We start from the raw sequence: 11,722 nt of genomic DNA on the forward strand, positions 1-11,722 counted from the left end.
GGTCAATGGCCGCTGGTCGATGGCCACACATCTATGGCCAAGGGCGGCCGTCAGCGGCATTCTATTCCACGCTGAGCCGATACCCAATACCGCGCACCGTCTGCAGCCAGACCGGATTGGACGGATCGCGCTCGATCTTGCGGCGCAGCCGGTTGATCTGAACGTCGATGGTGCGCTCGCCGACTTCCGAATCGTCACCGACAAGCTCATGGCGCGGGATGGTTTCGCCGGCCCGCGCGGCAAAAATCGCCAGGATCTCCTGCTCACGGTCGGTCAGCTTCAGCGCCTCGCCGCCCCGCTTCAGTTCGCGCCTGGCGATCTGGAAAGTATAAGGGCCGAAGACCAGCTGCTCGACCTTGGGCGTCGTCGCCGGGCCGCCGCGGCGCAGAATGTTATTGATGCGCAGGATCAGTTCGCGCGGGTCGAAGGGCTTGGGCAGATAGTCGTCGGCGCCGGCCTCGAGCCCGGTGATGCGGCTGTCGGTTTCCGATAGCGCGGTGAGCATCAGGATCGGCACGTTCTTCTCCGCCCGCAGCGCCTTGGTGAGGTCGACGCCGGTCTCTCCGGGCATCATGACGTCGAGGACAAGGAGGTCGAAGTCGAGCCCGGCGAGCTTGCGCCTGGCCTCGCCGGCATTTCCGGCGACAGTGACGCGAAAACCGTTTTCGGTCAGATACTGCTTGAGCAAATTGCGGATGCGGGTGTCGTCGTCGACCACAAGCAGATGCGGCGCGTCATCGTCCGGCGCCGTCGGCTGGTCCACCCTCTCAATGGTCTCCATGGCTTTTCCCTGACATGTTTGCAGGCACAATGTCGATCTGCGCCCTTAGTTCCGGATTGACCATGGCTTCCAGGAATCGTTCGATCAAGGGACGCTCGCTGGCTCCGGAATCTTCCAATGCAGCACGGATGCGGCGTGACTGTGGCCGCGCCAGGGCCAGCGCCAGGGCGCGCCCCTTGGCTGTCGGATAGAGCTCCCGCTGGCGGCGGTCGCGCGGACCCTGCAATTGCACGATATGGTCGGTGTCGATCAACTGCTTGAGCACCCGCGCCAGGCTCTGCTTGGTGATCTTGAGCACGTCGAGCAGTTCGGCGACCGTCAGTCCCGGCCGGCGGTTGACGAAATGCAGCACACGGTGATGAGCGCGGCCAAAGCCGTAATCGGCCAGGATCTGGTCCGGATCGGAAGTGAAATCGCGATACGCAAAGAAGAACAGTTCGATGATGGCGAAGTCGATGCCGTCCTCGTCGGTGATCGGCGTCTTGATCGGTTTTCCGGCAGCTCGGCTTCGATCCGTCATCATTTCTCCGTCCATAGAGGGATATTATGTCAGTACTATTGACGTAATTTCCCCGCAATGGTAATTTTTGACAAGCTTTTCGGCTGAATGCGAATGAAAAGGCAAGGGAGTGCCGTTTTTCCGGAACTTCCTGAGTTTGCCAGAGTTCGATTCTCCGCTTACGGTTCAAGGGCCGCCCGACGCGGCTGTCGCGCAACAAAAACAACACCAATGATGTGCGGGTCGCCGCCCGCGGGAGGTTTCCATGGCATCCGTTCCCTTCGACCAACTGGACGGCTTCATCTGGATCAACGGCGAGTTCGTCAAATGGGCCGATGCCAAGATCCACGTGCTGACCCACGGCCTGCACTATGCCAGCGCCGTCTTCGAGGGCGAGCGCGCCTATGGCGGCGCCATCTTCAAGCTCAACGAGCACACCGAGCGTCTGCATGAATCGGCGCGCCTGCTCGGCTTCAATATTCCCTATTCCGTGGCCGAGCTCAATGACGCCTCGACCACGCTTCTGAAGAAGCAGGGTCTCCAGGACGCCTATGTCAGGCCGATCGCCTGGCGCGGCAGCGAACAGATGGGGGTGTCGGCGCAGAACAGCCGCATCAACTGCGCCATCGCCATCTGGCAATGGCCGAGCTATTTCGACCCGGCGCAGAAGCTCAAGGGCATCCGTCTCGATCTGGCGGAATGGCGCCGGCCCGATCCGCGCACCGCGCCGTCGAAGTCGAAGGCCGCCGGCCTCTACATGATCTGCACCATGTCCAAGCATGCCGCCGAGGCCAAGGGCTATGCCGATGCCATGATGCTCGACTGGCGCGGCCAGGTCGCCGAAGCAACGGGCGCCAACATCTTCTTCGTCAAGGATGGCAAGATCCACACGCCGAAGCCCGATTGCTTCCTCGACGGCATCACCCGCCGCACCGTCATCGGCCTCGCCAAGGACCGCGGCCTTGAAGTCGTCGAGCGCGCCATCATGCCTGAGGAACTCGAAGGCTTCGAACAGTGCTTCCTCACCGGAACGGCAGCGGAAGTGACGCCGGTCTCCGAGATCGGTCCGTACCGATTCGAGGTCGGCGAGATCGCCAAGACTTTGATGAACGACTATTCTGCTGCGGTGCAACCTAAGCATGCGATAGCCGCAGAATAACGAAAGTCACAGCTTTTTTCGCAAGCAGGGGCGGTTTTGAGGCCGGCCCCTTTATTTCAGCATCTGTGCATTTGACTTTCGTATAATTCAGCGTCTCATGATGGTGTCGGCCCGGGAGGCTGGCAGCTATGGAGGGACTAGGTACATGGATACGAATACGCTCATTGCGCTCGTTGTACAGGTAATTGCAGGTGTTGTCGGTGGTCAGGCGGTCGGCGTTGCGCTGAAGAATGCGGCGATGGGCCAGCTGACCAAAATCATCGGTGGCGCCGTTGGCGGCGTCGGCGGCGCGGCGATCCTCGGCAGCCTGCTCGGCGGCACGGCCGACCCGGCAGCGGCTGCCACGGCAGCGGGCGGATTGGGTGATACGCTGAACCTCAAAAACCTGCTCGGCGGCGCCGGCGGCGGCGCCATCCTGACCGGCATCATCGGTGCGGTCATGGGCGCGATGAAGAAGTAAGCCTCTAGATCATTCACCGTTTCACGGCGAATGATCTAGTTTGTTGTTTTACGCAATTCCGGACGGAAAACCGCTTTACACTTTTCCTGGAATTGCCCGAGACTCAGGCTTCGTCAAATGGGCGGCCGTTGGGCCGCCCATTTCTGTTTGGGACGGACTGTTTGCCTTTCAGCAGTGGACGGCCTTCGCCCACGCCTCTACATCACTCTGGACCAGCGAAAGGACAATCATGGGTCAGCTCAATGCCGGCATCGTGCCGGTCACGCCTTTCCAGCAGAACTGCACCATCCTGTTCGACATGGATGACAAGCATGGCGTCGTCGTCGATCCGGGCGGCGACATCGACAAGGTGCTGGCGGTGCTGAAGGACAATGCGATCACCGCCGCTGCGATCTGGATCACCCATGGCCACATCGATCACGCCGGCGGCGCCATGGAGCTGAAGGAAGCACTCGGCATCGAGATCATCGGCCCGCACGAAGCCGACAAGCTATTGCTCGACAATCTCGAGAACCAGGGCCAGCGCTACGGCATTGCCGGGGCGCGCAACTGCGTGCCCGACCGGTTTCTCACAGAGGGCGAGACGGTTTCGTTCGGCTCACATATGTTCGAGGTGCTGCACTGCCCCGGCCATGCGCCCGGCCATGTCGTATACTACAATCGCGCGGCGAAGTTCGCTCATGTCGGCGACGTGCTGTTTCGCGGCTCGGTCGGGCGCACCGACCTGCCGGGCGGCGACCATGCGGCGCTGATCGCCTCGATCAAGGACAAGCTTTTGCCGCTCGGCGACGAGATCGGCTTCATCTGCGGCCACGGCCCGGGTGGCCGCTTTGGCGAGGAAAGGCGGACCAATCCCTTCCTGACTTAGCGATGTCTTTCTGCCAACAAAAAAAGCGCTGGCCTTGCGGTCAGCGCTTTTTTTGGGGCAGGGAAGCCTCAATTCGCGACGCAGAAATGCTGCTCACCGTCATTGCCGGTGAACGTGCCGCTGCGGGCATTGAAGCTCCGGTAGCGGTCCGAGCAGTATTCGTACCAATCGCGGGTCCACGGCTCGGCATAGCGGTCGGCATAGACGACCCGCGGTTCGGCATAGTAACGGCGCACCGGCGCCGGCCGCACTTCGCGATAGTCATAGTCGTCGTCATAGCTGCTGTAGCGCGGCTGCGGGTTGCTCAGCGCACCGGCGATCAGAGCGCCGGCCGCAAGGCCGACGACACCGGCCGCAAGCGCGTCGCCATTATGATGACGACCATGGCCATGATGCCAGCGGTTCCAGTCCTTGGCATTGGCGGCAGGCAAGGTGGCGAGGGTGGTCGCGGCGAGAGCGGCGCCCAGGATGGCGGTCTTGAAAATGCGATTCATTTTGGTCTCCTTCGTGCCGGCCCGGATAGTTTTCGGGGATGCGGTCCAGCCTAGGGGACGATTAATAGAAGACCGTGGCTGAACGGGGGCTGAACGGAATTGGCTGATACGATCCAGTTCTTGCGGCAAAACCAAGCGCGTACGCAAGGCGCTCCGCCTCGTCAATCTCCGTCCGGACTGTCTTGAGCCGGCTTAGCCGACCGACAGGTTGACGGCCTTCGGACCCTTGCCGCGCTTGTCCGGCTCGGTGTCGAATGTCACTTTCTGTCCATCCTCCAGACCGGAAAGACCCGAAGCCTGCACGGCCGAAATATGAACGAAGACATCCTTCTGCCCGTCGTCGGGCGTAATGAAGCCGAAGCCTTTGGCATGATTGAAGAATTTGACAGTGCCGGTCTGCGGCATGGGAAGCTCCCTTTGATCCCATAAAGTCCAGTTTCGGGCCGGCAAATGCCCGAAGGGAAATTTGTCCTTTATTTTAGCGCTATCGGCAAGAGAAAGTTTTGGCCAGGGCGGCAACGCTGAAGGCTGGTCAAATAGATTGTTGCACCGAAGGCAATTCGCGCCAGACGATTGCTCCGGCGATCAGCCACGCCATGGACCGGTAGAGCGTCCTTTGCCTGCGGCGACGGCGGACATGAAAAAGGCGCGACCAGAAACGTCGCGCCTTCGAAACTCTGGACGGCTCTGACAGAGCCGGTTCAAACACGCTTGAGTGCTTTTTTGCGCGCCCCTGGCGGGCGCGCGGGCACCGCCGGTTCAGGCCGCGCGGAGGTTGACCGCCTTCGGACCCTTGCCCATGCGGTCGGGTTCAACGTCGAAGGTGACCTTCTGGCCGTCGACGAGGGTACGCAGGCCCGAGGCCTCGATCGCGGAAATGTGGACGAACACATCCTTGGCGCCGCCGTCGGGCGTGATGAAGCCGAAGCCTTTGGTCGCGTTGAAGAATTTAACGGTGCCGGTCTGGGCCATTGGGGAAACTCCTTCACCCGTGTCAGTCTTATGGTTTGCCCGCCGCCTGGCATCGTGGGCAAGTCCCGGTGGTTGCTTCGGCAGTCCTGCATTCGCGCATGGTAAAACCCCCCGCCGAAAACGGGGCCGTCAGAGATTCACAGTATCGGGGAAAGGTCGTCCAAAACGTTCCGCTCTCCGGGTCGCAAATGCCCGAACACAAAATTTATCGCACGGAAACGTGATAGTTGCAAGATAGCGCCGCGGGCCGCGTCCATCGACGCATCCCAACGAAGGCGCTTCGATAAACCTGGGTTCTTAAGAGTTCATCAGCCAGAGCCCGGCCACGCATGGTCCAGCGGTCTGGTCCAGGGCCAAACCAATGCGCGGGCCGGGCATCGCATGGCTCCCGCGCCGCAAACGGGGGTTGCATTTGGCAAGGGAATGGCGAGGATCGACAGGCGCGTTTTGCGCCGGGGACGGGGGTCTCGAGGGAGGCATATTCATGAGATTTCTTGCGACGATCTTCTCGCGCCAGGGTTTTACTATTCTCTTCCTGTCGGGTCTTCTTGCGGCCTGCACCGTCGTCGTCGATGACGGGCCGGGACCACGTCCGCGCCCGCCACGGCCGGAACCGGAATTCTGCACCAGGCAATACGAGCCGGTCTGCGCGCGGCACCGCGGTGACCGCCAGACCTTCGCCAATGCCTGCCTTGCCGAACGGGAAGGCTACCGCATCGTTCGCGACGGCCCTTGCCGCGACGGCGGCGGTGGTGGCGGTGGTGGCGGCGAAGAGCCGACATTCTGCACGCGCGAATACGCCCCGGTCTGCGCCCGCCGCCATGGCGAGCTGCGCACCTTTCCCAACGCCTGCGAGGCCCGTGCCGCCGACTACCGCGTCGTCGAGGACGGCCCCTGCTGATTTTCCTTCTCCCCTGTCGGGTGAGTCCGCCGGAGGCGATACCGTCCCACTGGCACGATAAAAGGCGGCGAATGCCGGGACCCTGCGAAGCAGCGGGGACCGGGCGGGTGGACCGGACCACCCTTGGTCCTTCGCAGGCTCAGGGCGTTCGAAACTCGAAAAGCCAACAATTGGCTTTTCGTCTGCTGCGCGGACCGCTTCTCACCCCCAAGGGAGAAGGCAAGGTCGCGGATCGGAGTGGTTGCCTACGCCGAATACGCCCCGTCGGCCGGGCCGGCATAAAGCTCTGCGCCGTCCTCGTCGCAAATGCGCAGACGGTCGGGGATCTGCGGCATGGCGAGGCTGTGGAACAGCGCGGTGGCGCCCTGCAGGGCGGCGCGCAGGTTCGGCGCGTCCAGCGATACCTTGTCGAGCGTGGCTTCGTCGACGTCGCGCGAGCGGCTCGACGAAGAACGTCAAGCAAGCCTCCGTTGCAGAGTTTTGCGCGAGATCGTCAGTCCGAGATCGTCAGTCCATTGCCGGCAGGTGCGCCAGGCGCGCCCTGCCTGGTCAGCCCTTCGACTTCGGCTTCAGGCTGCTCTCTGCTTGCTTGACCGAGGAACCGAACGGGGAGGCGGCCTTGGCCACCACCTTGTCTTTCTTGGGCTTGCGCGTTTCGCGATTGCTGCGCTGCTGACCCTTGGCCATCTGTCTGCTCCTTCGTACGTGCTGGGTGGGTGCGGTGTCAGACGGCCGGGCTGTCGGGGACAGCCGGGGCGTCCGCCACTTCGAGGTTGTCTTCCGTGGTGACCCGCTCATAGGTCTCCTGCTCGCTGCGGATGCGATATTGCGGCGAGCCATCCTTGACCGGCAATCTGCTCTTGATCTGAAACAGCTCGGCGGTCTTCTGGGCGAGCCCGCTGCGGCTCTTCATGCGCACGGTCTGGCCGATGGCGAAGAGGTGCGAGGGCGTGTCGGTGCGCGGACGCGCATTCTGCTGGAAGCGGATCATGCTGCGTTCTCCTGGTCGCGCCTCAGCGCTGTTTCGAGTTCGAGGTAGTCGATGGCGACAAGCTGGCTGGTGGCCGGGTTCTTCACCGCCCTTGCCGGCAAATGGATGAAGGTGGCGACGCGACGCCAGGCAAGCCGCGACATGCCCTCGATCAGCTCTTCGTCGTGATCGATATCATAGTCGCCGGCCGGCAGTTGCCCTTCCAGCCCGCCAAGCACGAAGGGTGCCGCGAAATGGGCGATGGAACGGGTGGTGCGATCCGGCATTGGCTTGGCTCTGGTTCGTCGATGCTTTCCGGCATCAACCGGGAACTCAACCATCGGCGATTGGAATGAGTTTGGCGGGTCGAGTATCTCCGACGCCGCTATATGCCAAGCTTGACCCAAAAAACGATCTCAGATCAATAATCCGAAATTGTTGGTTATTCAAGCTGATTTCCGCCACGGCTCGACCGATATAAAAAATTTCTCCTATAAATCCCTAATAAATCTGCTATCGTGGGACAATATCAGCCAGTTTCTTATTTAGAGAGCACCGGAATAATTATTCCGGTGCCTAAGACTAATTTTTACGAAAGGGCAAAACATATGAGATTCATGAAAACGCCGGATCGTCCGACCGCAACAATCGAGCCAATCGTCCTCTTCCCCAAGTCAATGTCAGTGCGCCTGACGATAAGAAGCGACGAAGCGGCACGGCGCAAGATTGCCGACACCGACGGCACGCAGCGGCGGGAGCGCCGGCTCGCCGAAAGCAACCGGTTGATTTGACCGGGCTGGGTTGCGTGGGTCTCAACCGCGCCGCACCACCTTGTCCGGACGAAGAGGATATCCGGCCGCACCCTTGAATCTGTCTCTTCCATGCCTTAGGTCCGGCAAGCGGACAAACACGGCAGGTTTCCCATCAACAGAGATCAGAGAAGAGCGGCGGGTGCTGGAGGTGGCGGACAGCCGCCGCTGGGCCTCGACCAATATGTGCAGCAGGCGCTGCAGCTGCATCAGGCCGGGCGCCGGCAGGAGGCCGAGACGCTGTACCGGCAGGTGCTGTCGCGCAAGGCCAACCACCCGGCGGCAGCACATTTCCTGGGCCTGCTGCTGCACCAGACCGGGCGCAGCCCCGAAGGGCTGGAGCTGATCGAGCAGTCGGTGCGTCTGCAGCCGAAGAATCCGAATTTCCTCAACAATCTCGGCACGGTGATGCGCGATCTAGGCCGCATTGCAGCGGCCGCCGATTTCTTCCGCGGCGCGGTCGATCTCAAGCCCGACCAGCTCGCGGCACGCGATAATCTGGGTTCGGCGTTGAAACAGCTCGGCCAGTTGGAGGCTGCGGAGGACATCTATCGCGGCACAATCGGGCGCAATCCCTTCCATGTCCGCGCCCGCATCGGGCTTGCCGAAACGCTGCAGGAAGCCGGGCGTCTGGACGAAGCGCTGGCGACCTTTCGCGAGGCGCTGACGATCCGGCCCAGGGATGCCGACCTGTTGCACGGGCTCGGCGTCGGGCTGATGGAAAAAGGCAAGCTCGATGAGGCGGCCGACCTGTTCCGGCAGGCGTTGGCGATCACGCCAGGCATGGCAAAAGCCTGGCTGATGCTGACGCAGGTCAAGCGCCAGAAGGAGCGCGACGCCGAACTCGCCGGCATGGAGGCCCAGCATGCCAAGGCGCCGGCCGACAGCCTGGCACGCATGCAGCTGTCCTTCGGTCTCGGCAAGGCCAATGACGATTTGAAGGACTACAACAGGGCCTTCGACTATTTCGCTGAAGGCAATGCGATCCGCCGCAAGGGCATCGACTATGATCCGGTCAGGACGCGGGCCGAATTCGAGGCGATGAAGACGGTGTTCAACGCCGGCTTTTTCGAAAAGCACAAGCCAAGTGCAATCTCCGACGACACGCCGATTTTCGTCGTCGGCATGCCGCGCTCCGGCACCACGCTTGTCGAACAGATCATCGCCAGCCATCCACAAGTCTATGGCGCGGGCGAGCTCAGCATGTTGAAAACCGCGGTCGGCAAGCAATTTCCGCTGACCATGCCGGGAGGTTTCCCCTGGGGACTGGTCGATGTATCCGACGCGGAGTTTGCGGAGGCGGGCCAAGCCTATCTCGACATGCTGCATGAGCGCTATCCCAACTTCAGGCATGTCACCGACAAGATGCCCGGCAACTTCCTGCTCATCGGCTTCATCCATATGATGCTGCCGAAAGCCAAGATCATCCATTGCGCGCGCGATGCGGCGGCGACCTGCCTTTCGATCTACAAGGTGCATTTCCGCGGCGACAACCACCGCTACGGCTATGATCTGGGCGAGCTCGCCGATTTCCACAACATCTACACCGACATCATGGCGCATTGGCACGATGTTCTGCCGGGCGTCGTCCATGACGTGCGTTACGAGGATTTCGTGGCCGACCAGGAGGGACAGACGCGGGCGCTGATCGGGCATCTCGGCCTGTCCTGGGACGACAAGGCGCTGTCGTTCCACGAGACCGACCGCCCGGTGCGCACGGCCTCGGCCGCGCAGGTGCGCCAGCCGATGTATCAGGGCTCGGTCGATCTCTGGAAGCGCTATGGCGACAGGTTGAAGCCGCTGCTGGACAAGCTGGCCTGAGCAGCGGCTAAAGCTCGATCAAGGGCTGGAAGCCGCCGAAGATCATGCGCTTCATATCGAAGGGCATGGGCCCCAAATCGGGTGTCAAACGGGGATCGGCCATCACCTTGGCCATTACCGCGTCGCGGCTTTGCCTGGACGAATAGACGGCCCAAGCAAAGACGACGATCTCGTCGTCTTTGCTTGAACGGCACGCGGAAACGAGGTCAACTCACCATACGGCACGTCGTCGGCGATACATTCGACATAGGCGAGCGCTCCGTGTTCCTTCCATATCGGGCCTGCGAGGTTGGCCAGCTTCTTGTAGTCATCGCTATTTGCCTTCGGCACGGCGAGCACGAAACCATCGACATAGGACATCAGGTTCTCCTTGGAGTATCTCACAAAGCTCCTTACCGGCGTCAGCCGGTGAGGAGCTTTGTCAGCGGTGGTCAGTCTTTCTTCGCCGGCGCGTTCATCGCCCATTCGACCCCGAAGGGATCGCGCATGTTGCCCCACTGGTCGCCCCAGAACATCAGCTGCAGCGGCACTGCGACTTCGCAGCCGGCATCGACCGCGCGCTTCCACCAGCCTTCGATCTCGTCGGCGCCGAGATGGAGCTGCATGGTATAGCCCTGGGGCTTGACGGCAGGCATGCCGTTTTCGGGGTAGAAATCGGAAATCATCAGCGTCGAGCCGTTGATGTGGAGATGGATGTGCATGGTGCGGCCCTGCTCATCGGGCGGATAGAAGAACACCTGCTCGGCGCCGAAGGCCTTCTTGTAGAATTCGGCGGCCTTGAAGGCGCCGTCCAGCTGCAGATAGGGGGTCAATCCACCGAGAACTTTCGCGGCCGGCTGAATGGGGGTCTGGTCGGTCATGTCTTGTTCCTCTTTGGGTTTGGTCTGGGCGCTTGGTCTGGCCTTTGCGAACCTCAGGACGAACGAGGCGGCGGCAATCCTACATGTCTGATGCGATTTTTTGGGCCGATGCGATTTTTGGGGTGAAATGAACTTGCGTCGGCGGCGCCCAATCAGAGCGCAATCCTCGGTATGAGCAGGCTAGAAAAGGGGACTGCTTCTCCAACCCGCTGAGACGACAATGATCCTCTATTACCAGACCCATTCGCCCTTTGCGCGCAAGGCGCTCGTCTTCGCCCATGAAGTCGGGCTTGCCGACCGGCTCGAGGTCATTCATCACGAGACCAGCCCGACCTTGCGCAATGCCCGTGTCTACGCCGAAAACCCGCTCGGCAAGGTGCCGGTGCTGCTGCGGCCGGATGCGCCGCCGCTCTTCGACTCCGATGTCATCTGCACCTATCTCGATACGCTGCATGACGGCCGCAAATTGCTGCCGCAGGACGGCGAAGCGCGCTGGCAGGCGTTGCGGCTGCAGGCCGTCGCCCAAGGCCTGGCGCAGACGGGCATAGGCCTGCGCTGGGAGACGGAAAGGCGGCCCGAACAGTTGCGCTATGCAGCGCTTGCCGAAGGCTACCGGGAAAAAATCGAGGCCAGCTATGACTGGATCGAAAGCGCGCTGGACGACGAGACATCGCTCCATGTCGGCCATATAGCGCTTGCCACCACGCTGTCCTGGATGGCGTTCCGCCAGCTGCCGTCCTTTCGCGCGCGGGCGCGGCTGACGCGCTGGTTCGAGGCGTTCGAAAAGCGTCGATCGATGCAGGCGACGCCGCTGTCTGGCGATACGCATGACTGAGCAACGGTCGCGCCGCGGCGGCCTGCATCGATCTTTCCCGACCGCATGGTCAGGGCGCCCTGCAGATCCGCGGGCCGTTTTGCGCGTCGATGAGGATTTCCGGCCAGCCGATATCCTTGCGCAGTTCGATCGGCAGGGCCAGAAGCTCGCGCTCGCTGCGATAGCGGGCGCGGTTCTGTGCGTAACGGGCGGCGACGCGGCCTATGGATGACAAAATGGACATGATGCGTTCTCCTCAGATAAAGCCGGCATCATCGTGTCGGCATCCCAAGGACGCAGCAGGTTCAGCCGAT

General features: G+C 61.8%; 17 protein-coding genes and 2 pseudogenes. 8 read left to right on the top strand and 11 right to left on the bottom strand.

Features of this window, described 5'->3' with window-relative positions; translation table 11 throughout:
* Nucleotides 1-61 precede the first annotated feature (61 nt).
* Both NKI88_RS11005 and NKI88_RS11010 read right to left on the bottom strand, forming a co-directional pair.
* A complete protein-coding gene (locus tag NKI88_RS11005) occupies nt 62-781 on the bottom strand; it encodes a response regulator (RefSeq protein ID WP_023672025.1) in 720 nt (239 codons plus the stop codon).
* On the bottom strand, nt 768-1,301 hold the full coding sequence (locus NKI88_RS11010; RefSeq protein WP_023817578.1) for a MarR family winged helix-turn-helix transcriptional regulator: 534 nt from the start codon (nt 1,299-1,301) through the stop codon (nt 768-770). Before NKI88_RS11010 ends, NKI88_RS11005 begins: the two co-directional genes overlap by 14 nt.
* Before the next feature lie 244 nt (nt 1,302-1,545).
* On the opposite strand from NKI88_RS11010, the gene NKI88_RS11015 reads away from it, so the two are divergent.
* The 3 genes from NKI88_RS11015 to NKI88_RS11025 all read left to right on the top strand — a co-directional run bounded on the left by NKI88_RS11015 (nt 1,546) and on the right by NKI88_RS11025 (nt 3,767).
* On the top strand, nt 1,546-2,439 hold the full coding sequence (locus tag NKI88_RS11015; RefSeq protein ID WP_352655089.1) for a branched-chain amino acid aminotransferase: 894 nt from the start codon (nt 1,546-1,548) through the stop codon (nt 2,437-2,439).
* A 145-nt stretch (nt 2,440-2,584) separates the two neighbouring features.
* Nucleotides 2,585-2,899, top strand: coding sequence for a hypothetical protein (locus NKI88_RS11020; RefSeq protein ID WP_023686110.1), 315 nt, complete (start codon nt 2,585-2,587; stop codon nt 2,897-2,899).
* A gap of 229 nt (nt 2,900-3,128) precedes the next feature.
* Entirely contained in the window at nt 3,129-3,767 is a 639-nt protein-coding gene (locus NKI88_RS11025; protein ID WP_352510485.1) for an MBL fold metallo-hydrolase, read from the top strand.
* Nucleotides 3,768-3,835: 68 nt separating this feature from the next.
* On the opposite strand, the gene NKI88_RS11030 is transcribed toward NKI88_RS11025, so the two are convergent.
* The 3 genes from NKI88_RS11030 to NKI88_RS11040 all read right to left on the bottom strand — a co-directional run bounded on the left by NKI88_RS11030 (nt 3,836) and on the right by NKI88_RS11040 (nt 5,233).
* The gene (locus NKI88_RS11030) at nt 3,836-4,261 is read right to left on the bottom strand and encodes a BA14K family protein (RefSeq protein WP_023672020.1); all 426 of its coding nucleotides are present in this window, start codon (nt 4,259-4,261) and stop codon (nt 3,836-3,838) included.
* Between the two features lie 192 nt (nt 4,262-4,453).
* A complete protein-coding gene (locus tag NKI88_RS11035) occupies nt 4,454-4,666 on the bottom strand; it encodes a cold-shock protein (protein ID WP_023672019.1) in 213 nt (70 codons plus the stop codon).
* Nucleotides 4,667-5,020: 354 nt separating this feature from the next.
* Nucleotides 5,021-5,233, bottom strand: a complete 213-nt coding sequence (locus tag NKI88_RS11040; RefSeq protein ID WP_006202520.1) for a cold-shock protein — start codon at nt 5,231-5,233, stop codon at nt 5,021-5,023.
* A 484-nt stretch (nt 5,234-5,717) separates the two neighbouring features.
* Between NKI88_RS11040 and NKI88_RS11045 the strand changes: the two genes are divergently transcribed.
* Nucleotides 5,718-6,134 carry a Kazal-type serine protease inhibitor domain-containing protein gene (locus NKI88_RS11045; protein ID WP_352655091.1) on the top strand — a complete coding sequence of 139 codons (417 nt, stop codon included), beginning with the start codon at nt 5,718-5,720 and terminating at the stop codon, nt 6,132-6,134.
* 549 nt (nt 6,135-6,683) lie between these two features.
* On the opposite strand, the gene NKI88_RS11050 is transcribed toward NKI88_RS11045, so the two are convergent.
* From NKI88_RS11050 to NKI88_RS11060, 3 genes are read right to left on the bottom strand one after another with little or no spacing between them, the layout of a single operon-like run.
* Complete coding sequence (locus tag NKI88_RS11050) at nt 6,684-6,821, bottom strand: hypothetical protein (RefSeq protein ID WP_023683725.1); 138 nt, start codon at nt 6,819-6,821, stop codon at nt 6,684-6,686.
* Nucleotides 6,822-6,858: 37 nt separating this feature from the next.
* On the bottom strand, nt 6,859-7,125 hold the full coding sequence (locus NKI88_RS11055; protein WP_023711156.1) for a hypothetical protein: 267 nt from the start codon (nt 7,123-7,125) through the stop codon (nt 6,859-6,861).
* Complete coding sequence (locus NKI88_RS11060; protein ID WP_023672014.1) at nt 7,122-7,391, bottom strand: hypothetical protein; 270 nt, start codon at nt 7,389-7,391, stop codon at nt 7,122-7,124. Before NKI88_RS11060 ends, NKI88_RS11055 begins: the two co-directional genes overlap by 4 nt.
* Before the next feature lie 330 nt (nt 7,392-7,721).
* On the opposite strand from NKI88_RS11060, the gene NKI88_RS11065 reads away from it, so the two are divergent.
* The gene (locus NKI88_RS11065; RefSeq protein ID WP_352655093.1) at nt 7,722-7,895 is read left to right on the top strand and encodes a hypothetical protein; all 174 of its coding nucleotides are present in this window, start codon (nt 7,722-7,724) and stop codon (nt 7,893-7,895) included.
* Nucleotides 7,896-8,099: 204 nt separating this feature from the next.
* Nucleotides 8,100-9,734: a tetratricopeptide repeat-containing sulfotransferase family protein gene (locus NKI88_RS11070; protein WP_352655095.1), complete on the top strand. Its 1,635-nt coding sequence runs from the start codon at nt 8,100-8,102 to the stop codon at nt 9,732-9,734.
* A gap of 7 nt (nt 9,735-9,741) precedes the next feature.
* Here NKI88_RS11070 and NKI88_RS11075 read toward each other — a convergent pair.
* Nucleotides 9,742-10,064 (bottom strand): annotated as a pseudogene (locus tag NKI88_RS11075) (DUF1428 domain-containing protein).
* Between NKI88_RS11075 and NKI88_RS11080 the strand changes: the two are divergent.
* A pseudogene (locus tag NKI88_RS11080) lies at nt 9,981-10,163 on the top strand (hypothetical protein); the annotation flags it as partial. The pseudogenes NKI88_RS11075 and NKI88_RS11080 overlap by 84 nt on opposite strands.
* A gap of 2 nt (nt 10,164-10,165) precedes the next feature.
* Here the strand turns inward: NKI88_RS11080 and NKI88_RS11085 are convergent.
* Nucleotides 10,166-10,594, bottom strand: coding sequence for a VOC family protein (locus tag NKI88_RS11085; RefSeq protein WP_352655097.1), 429 nt, complete (start codon nt 10,592-10,594; stop codon nt 10,166-10,168).
* A gap of 220 nt (nt 10,595-10,814) precedes the next feature.
* Here NKI88_RS11085 and NKI88_RS11090 point away from each other — a divergent pair, with 220 nt between their 5' ends.
* Nucleotides 10,815-11,429, top strand: coding sequence for a glutathione S-transferase family protein (locus NKI88_RS11090; protein ID WP_352655099.1), 615 nt, complete (start codon nt 10,815-10,817; stop codon nt 11,427-11,429).
* Between the two features lie 49 nt (nt 11,430-11,478).
* On the opposite strand, the gene NKI88_RS11095 is transcribed toward NKI88_RS11090, so the two are convergent.
* Nucleotides 11,479-11,652 (bottom strand): hypothetical protein, encoded by a 174-nt coding sequence (locus NKI88_RS11095; protein ID WP_023672009.1) that lies wholly within the window; start codon nt 11,650-11,652, stop codon nt 11,479-11,481.
* Nucleotides 11,653-11,722: the final 70 nt, after the last annotated feature.

Origin of the sequence: Mesorhizobium sp. M0317, assembly GCF_040321555.1 — a bacterium.
In the GTDB taxonomy this organism is placed as follows: Bacteria; Pseudomonadota; Alphaproteobacteria; order Rhizobiales; family Rhizobiaceae; genus Mesorhizobium.

Bases quoted from the DNA above. Each gene is read 5' to 3' on its own strand.
- NKI88_RS11095 (WP_023672009.1), bottom strand. From the start codon at position 11,652: ATGTCCATTTTGTCATCCATAGGCCGCGTCGCCGCCCGTTACGCACAG.
- NKI88_RS11040 (WP_006202520.1), bottom strand. From the start codon at position 5,233: ATGGCCCAGACCGGCACCGTTAAATTCTTCAACGCGACCAAAGGCTTC.
- NKI88_RS11055 (WP_023711156.1), bottom strand. From the start codon at position 7,125: ATGATCCGCTTCCAGCAGAATGCGCGTCCGCGCACCGACACGCCCTCG.
- NKI88_RS11025 (WP_352510485.1), top strand. From the start codon at position 3,129: ATGGGTCAGCTCAATGCCGGCATCGTGCCGGTCACGCCTTTCCAGCAG.
- NKI88_RS11085 (WP_352655097.1), bottom strand. From the start codon at position 10,594: ATGACCGACCAGACCCCCATTCAGCCGGCCGCGAAAGTTCTCGGTGGA.
- NKI88_RS11035 (WP_023672019.1), bottom strand. From the start codon at position 4,666: ATGCCGCAGACCGGCACTGTCAAATTCTTCAATCATGCCAAAGGCTTC.
- NKI88_RS11010 (WP_023817578.1), bottom strand. From the start codon at position 1,301: ATGACGGATCGAAGCCGAGCTGCCGGAAAACCGATCAAGACGCCGATC.
- NKI88_RS11020 (WP_023686110.1), top strand. From the start codon at position 2,585: ATGGATACGAATACGCTCATTGCGCTCGTTGTACAGGTAATTGCAGGT.
- NKI88_RS11065 (WP_352655093.1), top strand. From the start codon at position 7,722: ATGAAAACGCCGGATCGTCCGACCGCAACAATCGAGCCAATCGTCCTC.
- NKI88_RS11050 (WP_023683725.1), bottom strand. From the start codon at position 6,821: ATGGCCAAGGGTCAGCAGCGCAGCAATCGCGAAACGCGCAAGCCCAAG.
- NKI88_RS11005 (WP_023672025.1), bottom strand. From the start codon at position 781: ATGGAGACCATTGAGAGGGTGGACCAGCCGACGGCGCCGGACGATGAC.
- NKI88_RS11090 (WP_352655099.1), top strand. From the start codon at position 10,815: ATGATCCTCTATTACCAGACCCATTCGCCCTTTGCGCGCAAGGCGCTC.
- NKI88_RS11030 (WP_023672020.1), bottom strand. From the start codon at position 4,261: ATGAATCGCATTTTCAAGACCGCCATCCTGGGCGCCGCTCTCGCCGCG.
- NKI88_RS11045 (WP_352655091.1), top strand. From the start codon at position 5,718: ATGAGATTTCTTGCGACGATCTTCTCGCGCCAGGGTTTTACTATTCTC.
- NKI88_RS11060 (WP_023672014.1), bottom strand. From the start codon at position 7,391: ATGCCGGATCGCACCACCCGTTCCATCGCCCATTTCGCGGCACCCTTC.
- NKI88_RS11015 (WP_352655089.1), top strand. From the start codon at position 1,546: ATGGCATCCGTTCCCTTCGACCAACTGGACGGCTTCATCTGGATCAAC.